This window comes from Nonomuraea sp. NPDC003201, assembly GCF_053590415.1.
Window position 1 is genome coordinate 26,651 of the sequence record NZ_JBSFTC010000110.1, and the last position, 6,000, is coordinate 32,650.

Genomic DNA, 6,000 nt, shown 5'->3' on the forward strand with positions numbered 1-6,000 from the left:
CCGCGTGTGCGTGGCGGGGGTGGGGGCTGGTGCAATGGCGGGCATGAGTGTGGTGCGTTCGATGGTGTTGTTCGTGGTGGCCGCCCTGTTCGAGATCGGCGGGGCGTGGCTGGTGTGGCAGGGGGTGCGGGAGCAGCGTGGGCTGGTGTGGGCGGGCGCGGGGGTGATCGCGCTGGGCCTGTACGGGTTCGTGGCCACGTTGCAGCCGGATGCGCATTTCGGGCGGATTCTGGCCGCGTACGGTGGGGTGTTCGTGGCGGGGTCGCTGCTGTGGGGGGTGGTGGCCGACGGGTTCCGGCCGGATCGGTGGGATCTCGTGGGGGCGCTGGTGTGCCTGGTGGGCGTCCTGGTGATCATGTACGCGCCCCGCGGCTGACGGGCCCGGGCAGCGCTCGTACGGTCCGGAGACCTCTTGACCGGGGCAGTGGCTCGAACGGCGAGCCCGGGCCCGGGGCGGTCAGTACCGGGTGCCGACGGGGGCCGGGACGGCGGCGAGGTCGTCGAGGTCGGCCGCGGACAGATGGTGGCCGGTCAGGGCCCGGCCGAGGAGTTCCTCGTTGGTGTGGGGGCCGTAGACGTCAGCGGTGTCGATCAAGGTCACGCCCAGGTCGAGGGCCTGGCGGATGACGGAGACGGACGTGGCTTCGTCGCGGGGGCCGCCATTTCGTCTGTGGGCGGGCGCGTCCCACGCCCGGACCCGTGAGGCCGGTCTCAGCCGAGGCGGGAGACCTGGTAGTGGCTGATGAGCCAGTCGTCCTGCGAGCGCTTCAGCAGGACGAGGATGGTGACGCTGACCGTGGGCCGGTCGGTGAAGGAGAAGTCGACGCTCAGGTAGCCGAGCACGATGTCTTCGCACAGGCGCCGGCTTTCCAGGACGTGGTACGCGGCCGACAGGCCGGCAGGCTGGGATGCGTAGTAGTCGGCGACTCCCTGCCGTCCCACGCTGTAGGGGCGAAGCCCCTGGAAGATCGCGTCCTCGGTGAACACCGACGCGACCCGATCCGGCTGGTGGCCGTCGACACCTGCCTTCCACCGGTCGAGGACGCCGCGCAGGATCGTTTCGGTGTCTGTCATATCGCTGTTCTCCCTCAGTGGCCGGCGCTCATGCCGCCGTCGACGTGGAGGATCTCGCCGGTGACGAACGGGGCGTTCTCCAGGTAGGTCACCGCGTCCACGATGTCGCCCGGCTCCCCCATCCGGCCGACCGGGTGCAGGCCGGCGAGGATCTCATGGGTGGCCTCGGGGTGCATGGGCGTCTTGATGGTGCCGGGCGAGACGGCGTTGACGCGGATGCCGCGGGTGGCGTACTCGATGGCGAGGGACTTGGTGGCGGACTGCAGTCCGCCCTTGGTGAGCGAGGCCAGGACGGAGGGGACCCGGGCGTCGGCGTTGTCGACCAGGCTCGTGGTGATGCTGACGATGTGGCCGCCGCCCTGGGTGAGCATCCGCTCGACGGCCAGCTGGGTGATGCGGAAGAAGCCGGCGAGGTTCACGCCGATCACGGCGGCGTAGTCGCCCTGGGTGTAGTCGGCGAAGGGCTTGGCGACGAAGATTCCGGCGTTGTTGACCAGGGTGTCGATGCGGCCGAACCGCTCCACGCCGGCGGTGATGACGCGTTCGGCGGTGGCGGGGTCGGCGATGTCGCCCCGGACGGTCAGGACGTCCGCGTCGTCGGAGGGGGTGATGGTGCGGGAGGTGGCGACGACGGCGTAGCCGAGCTTGCGGTAGGCGTCGAGGAGGTGGGCGCCGATGCCTTGCGAGCCGCCGGTGATGACTGCGACCTTCTGGGTGCTCATGATGACCTTCTCCGGGATGGGGTGGGATGCCGCGACCAGCCCTCTCATGACTAGCCGACCGGTCAACTATTGGAACGTAAGGGTCCGGGCGGGGCGAAGTCAAAGGTCAGGAGGGCTTGCGCCGGGACCTGTTTCCTCACACCTGAGAGGCCCGGACTCCCAGCGCACGCCGGTGGTCGCGATCGGCGTGGTGCGGGTGCACGGCCGAATCGCGAAAAGGCCGATCTGGGAGAACCGGCGCATACGGGTCGTGCGATAGATACACCGTGAGACCGTTTCCCTTCCGGCGGCGCGCGGCCCCGGACGTCACCGCGCAAAGCGATGACGCCGACCTCATCGCCGCCGTCGCCGCCCGGAGCACCGTCGCCCTGCGCATCCTTCACCAGCGCCACGCCCCCTGGCTGCGCGCCCGGCTGGCCCGCCGCTGCGCCGACGCGGACGCCGTCGACGACGCGCTGCAGGAGACCTTTCTGGCCGTGTGGCGCTCGGCGGGCGGCTTCCGCGGCGACAACCCGGCCGGCTGGTTGTGGACGATCGCCATCCGCCGCCTGATCTCCGCCCTGCGCGGCCGCGGCGCGCGCTGGATCGGCTCCGGCATCGAACCAGGCGAAAGCTCGCCGATCGCCTCGGCCGAGGACGTGGTGCTGCTGAACGTGGAGCATGGCGATCTCGGCACCGCCCTGACCAGGCTCTCCCCCGAACTGCGCGCCGTCATCGAGGCGACCGTCCTTGACGGCCTCACCACCAAGGAGGCCGCCGGTCTCCTGGGCATCCCGGAAGGCACGGTCAAGACCCGCGCGATGCGGGCCAGGGCCCGGTTGCGCGAGGAGCTGTCATGAGTAGCTGGCACATCCCTGACGATCTGCGTGAGCGCTACCTCGAAGGCGCGCTCGAACCGGCGCAGGCCATGTCCGTGGATGCGCATCTCGGCCGTTGCGCCGGCTGCCGGGCGGCGGTGCCGTATGAGAAGGACTGGCTGGAGGCGTCCTGGGCGCGGCTGGAGGCCGAGCTGATCACGCCGCGCCTGAGCCTGTCGGAGCGGTTCCTGCGCCACGGCGGGGTGCCTGACCACCTGGCCAGGCTGCTGACGGCGACGCCGACGCTGAGCCGGGCCTGGCTGGCCGCGGTGGTGGCGGTCGTGGCGTTCGCGGTGCTGGCCGCGCGCGAGCAGGCCGAACTGCTGCCCGCTTTCCTGATCGCCGCGCCGGTGCTGCCGCTGGCGGGCATCGCGCTCGCCTACGGGCCGCGCGTCGATCCCGCCCACGAGTCGGTGGCCGCCACCCCGATGTCGGGATCGCGGCTGCTGCTGGCCCGGGCCACGGCGGTGCTGGCGGTGTCGGTCGTGCTGGCAGGGCTCGCCTCGCCGCTGCTGCCGGCGCCGCCCGGGCTGGCCGCCGCCTGGCTGCTGCCCGCGCTCGCCGCCGCCGCGGCCTGCCTGGCCCTGTCGAGCCGGCTGCCCGTGCCGATCGCCGCCCTCGCCGTGGGCGGGCTGTGGCTGGCCATCGTCGGCACGGGCCGCCTCATCGGCGACTGGCTCGCCGCCTTCGGTCCCGCCCCGCAGATCGGGTACGGCGTGGCCGCCCTCCTGCTGACCTACCGCCTCTACCGAGTGAGCACCAGATGATCCAGATCAGGCAATTGACCAAGACCTACGCCGCCAAAAGGGCGCTCGACGGCCTCGACCTGACGCTCGGCACCGGCGTGACCGGCCTGCTCGGCCCGAACGGCGCCGGCAAGACCACCCTGCTGCGCTGCCTGGCCACCACCCTCGCCCCCGACCGCGGCACCGTGGACGCCTTCGGCCTGAACCCGGCCGACCGCGGGCAGCGCACCGCGCTGCGGCGCAGGCTCGGCTACCTGCCGCAAAACCCCGGCTCCTACCCGCACTTCACCGCCTTTGACCTCGTGGATTACGTGGCGATCCTCAAGGAGCTGACCGACCGCGGGCAGCGGCACGCCGAGGTGCGCCGGGTACTGGCCGAGGTGAACCTCACCGACCAGGCCAAGACCAAGGTGCGCAAACTGTCGGGCGGCATGCGCCAGCGGCTCGCCCTGGCCCAGGCCCTGCTGGGCGAGCCGGACCTGCTCATTCTCGACGAGCCGACCGTGGGCCTGGACCCGGAGCAGCGGATGATGTTCCGCGCGCTGGTCTCCCGGCTCGGCGAGAGCCGTACCGTCGTGCTGTCCACGCACCAGATCGAGGACGTCGCCGCGCTGTGCGAACGGGTGGTGGTCATGCGGGACGGCCGGGCGCTCTTCGACGGCACGCCCGGCCGGCTCGCGGCCGTGGCGGACGGCCGGGTGTGGCTGTCGGACGCGCCGCCCGCCACCACGCAGCTGTTCTGGCGGACGGCCGACGGCCGCTACCGCACACTCGGCACGCCCCCGCCCGCCGCGGACGCGGCGGCGCCCGGCGTCGAGGACGGCTACCTCCTGCTGCTCGGGGAGGCGGCGTGACGCGGCGGCTGTTCCTGTTCGAGGCGCGCAGGCTGGTGCGGCATCCGCTCGTGTGGGGCGCGACCGTCCTGGTGCTCGCCCTGCAGACCTCCCTCAGCTGGGACCAGCAGCCCGACCTCACGATGGACCCGGTCAACGCCACCGGGCTGGCCACCTGCCTGGCCGCGGCGGTCCTGGTCGTGGCGAGTCTGGCCGCCTCACGCGACGGGCGGCACGGCATGCCCGAGAGCCTCGCGGGCCTGCCCGGGCGGGCCGAGCACCGAACGCGGGCCCTGCTGCTGGCCACCCCGCTGGTCGCGGGTCTCGCGGCGGCCGTGGCCATGGGCGGCTACCTGGCGATCCGGCTGTTGAGCGGCCCCGCCGGGGGCCGGTTGGACGTGTGGGAGCCGCTGACGGCGGTGGCCGCCGCGCTCCTCGCCGCAACCCTGGGCGTGGCCGTCGGCCGCTGGTCACCGTGGCTGATCGCCGGACCACTGGTGGTCGCCGTGCTCGCTTTCCTCATCTACATGAACCCGACGAACGGGCGGGCCCGCTGGCTGCTGCCGGTGATGCAGGTCCACCAGCCGGACTGGCCCGACCGCCCGTCGGCGGCCCACCTGGTGTACGTGCTCGCCGCCGCGGCGTTCTTCGGCGGGATCGCGCTGCTCAGGCATCGGGTACGGCCGCTACCCGCCGCGGCTGCGGTGGCGGCGCTGGCTGCCGCGGTGCCATCGGGGGCCACCGCTGCGTCAACCCGGCCACCGGCCGAGTTCCCCACCAACGTGGAGCTGACCGTCGGCCATGTGGACTCCCGCGTGCGGGAGCGCTACTTCGGCCCGCATGCCTACCGCTGCACGGTGCGGCAGGGCCTGACCTATTGTGCCTTTCCGGGCTACGAACCGTGGATCCCGCTGTGGGAACAGGCGGTCCAGCCGGTCGTGGCGGCGCTGCCCGCCGCGCTGCGGGCCCGAGCGCCCCAGGTGCGGCAGATGAGCCCGAACTGGAGCTTCACCGACGATTCCGGCGTGATCCGTGCGTCGATGAGCTGGGGGCATCCCGACCAGCGCACGATGCTGGCAGAGGACGTGGCCTTCTGGGCGACCGGGCTGTACGACTCGGCCGCCAAGCACTTCAGCCCCTCCCGGCGCGCCGCACTGTGTGACGTGCGCGGTCAGGCCCGCACGGTGGTGGCGCTGTGGCTCATCGGCCACGTCTCCCCTCCCGAGGCCCGGCGGCAGCTCCATGTCGACCGTAATCTGGGACGCCTGTCCGGTCTGGACTGGGGCCCGGCCGAGATCGGTTACGCCAAGCTGCTGCTGGCCTCCCCCGGGGCCCGCGAGAAGGTTCAGGCCAACTGGGACACGCTCGTCAAGCCCACCACCACGATCGACCAGGCCCTGCCGCTGCTCGGGCTGGACCGCACGTTCAACGCGCCGATGGGAGCCACGCCATGCCGGTAACCACGCCGCCGGTAACACTGCCCGCACGCCCCCAGGCCTCCGCCGCCGGCACGGCCGTCCCTGCCCCGCCGCCGCACCGCCGGCGGGTGGCGCTCCTGCTGGTGCGCCCCCTCGCCCGGGCCATCGACTGGGGGCCTCTGGTCGTGGTCGCCGCCTTCACCACCGCGCTGGTGAGCCTGGTGGAGTACGGGGAGGCGCTGGCCGGGGGCGACGCGCTCGTGCTCATGCGCATCTGTGGCACTCTGCTCGGCGCGGCGGCGGCCTTCGGGCTGGTCGACGCCATGTCCGCCGACCTCGGCGCCGCCGCG

General features: G+C 72.8%; 9 protein-coding genes. 6 read left to right on the forward strand and 3 right to left on the reverse strand.

All coding sequences use genetic code 11. The features are described 5' to 3' along the window. The first annotated feature begins 43 nt into the window (after positions 1 to 43). Positions 44 to 376: a YnfA family protein gene (locus ACWDX9_RS31610; protein WP_449960191.1), complete on the forward strand. Its 333-nt coding sequence runs from the start codon at positions 44 to 46 to the stop codon at positions 374 to 376. An 81-nt stretch (positions 377 to 457) separates the two neighbouring features. Here the strand turns inward: ACWDX9_RS31610 and ACWDX9_RS31615 are convergent, their stop codons facing one another. Genes ACWDX9_RS31615 through ACWDX9_RS31625 form a run of 3 tightly spaced genes read right to left on the reverse strand, consistent with a single transcriptional unit; the run spans position 458 to position 1,796 of the window. Further along, complete coding sequence (locus ACWDX9_RS31615) at positions 458 to 751, reverse strand: aldo/keto reductase (RefSeq protein ID WP_449960206.1); 294 nt, start codon at positions 749 to 751, stop codon at positions 458 to 460. Then, positions 712 to 1,074, reverse strand: coding sequence for a YybH family protein (locus ACWDX9_RS31620; protein ID WP_449960193.1), 363 nt, complete (start codon positions 1,072 to 1,074; stop codon positions 712 to 714). Before ACWDX9_RS31620 ends, ACWDX9_RS31615 begins: the two co-directional genes overlap by 40 nt. 14 nt (positions 1,075 to 1,088) lie before the next feature. Continuing rightward, on the reverse strand, positions 1,089 to 1,796 hold the full coding sequence (locus tag ACWDX9_RS31625) for an SDR family NAD(P)-dependent oxidoreductase (protein WP_449960195.1): 708 nt from the start codon (positions 1,794 to 1,796) through the stop codon (positions 1,089 to 1,091). Positions 1,797 to 2,062: 266 nt separating this feature from the next. Between ACWDX9_RS31625 and ACWDX9_RS31630 the strand changes: the two genes are divergently transcribed. The 5 genes from ACWDX9_RS31630 to ACWDX9_RS31650 form a co-directional block, all read left to right on the forward strand. Next, positions 2,063 to 2,635, forward strand: coding sequence for an RNA polymerase sigma factor (locus ACWDX9_RS31630; protein ID WP_449960196.1), 573 nt, complete (start codon positions 2,063 to 2,065; stop codon positions 2,633 to 2,635). Beyond that, positions 2,632 to 3,420, forward strand: a complete 789-nt coding sequence (locus ACWDX9_RS31635; RefSeq protein WP_449960198.1) for a zf-HC2 domain-containing protein — start codon at positions 2,632 to 2,634, stop codon at positions 3,418 to 3,420. The genes ACWDX9_RS31630 and ACWDX9_RS31635 overlap by 4 nt, the downstream gene beginning before the upstream one ends. Then, positions 3,417 to 4,253 carry an ABC transporter ATP-binding protein gene (locus ACWDX9_RS31640; RefSeq protein WP_449960200.1) on the forward strand — a complete coding sequence of 279 codons (837 nt, stop codon included), beginning with the start codon at positions 3,417 to 3,419 and terminating at the stop codon, positions 4,251 to 4,253. The genes ACWDX9_RS31635 and ACWDX9_RS31640 overlap by 4 nt, the downstream gene beginning before the upstream one ends. Further along, on the forward strand, positions 4,250 to 5,692 hold the full coding sequence (locus tag ACWDX9_RS31645; protein ID WP_449960202.1) for a hypothetical protein: 1,443 nt from the start codon (positions 4,250 to 4,252) through the stop codon (positions 5,690 to 5,692). The genes ACWDX9_RS31640 and ACWDX9_RS31645 overlap by 4 nt, the downstream gene beginning before the upstream one ends. Beyond that, positions 5,683 to 6,000: hypothetical protein (locus ACWDX9_RS31650; protein WP_449960204.1), on the forward strand; the 318-nt coding region annotated here is incomplete at its 3' end. The genes ACWDX9_RS31645 and ACWDX9_RS31650, both read left to right, overlap by 10 nt.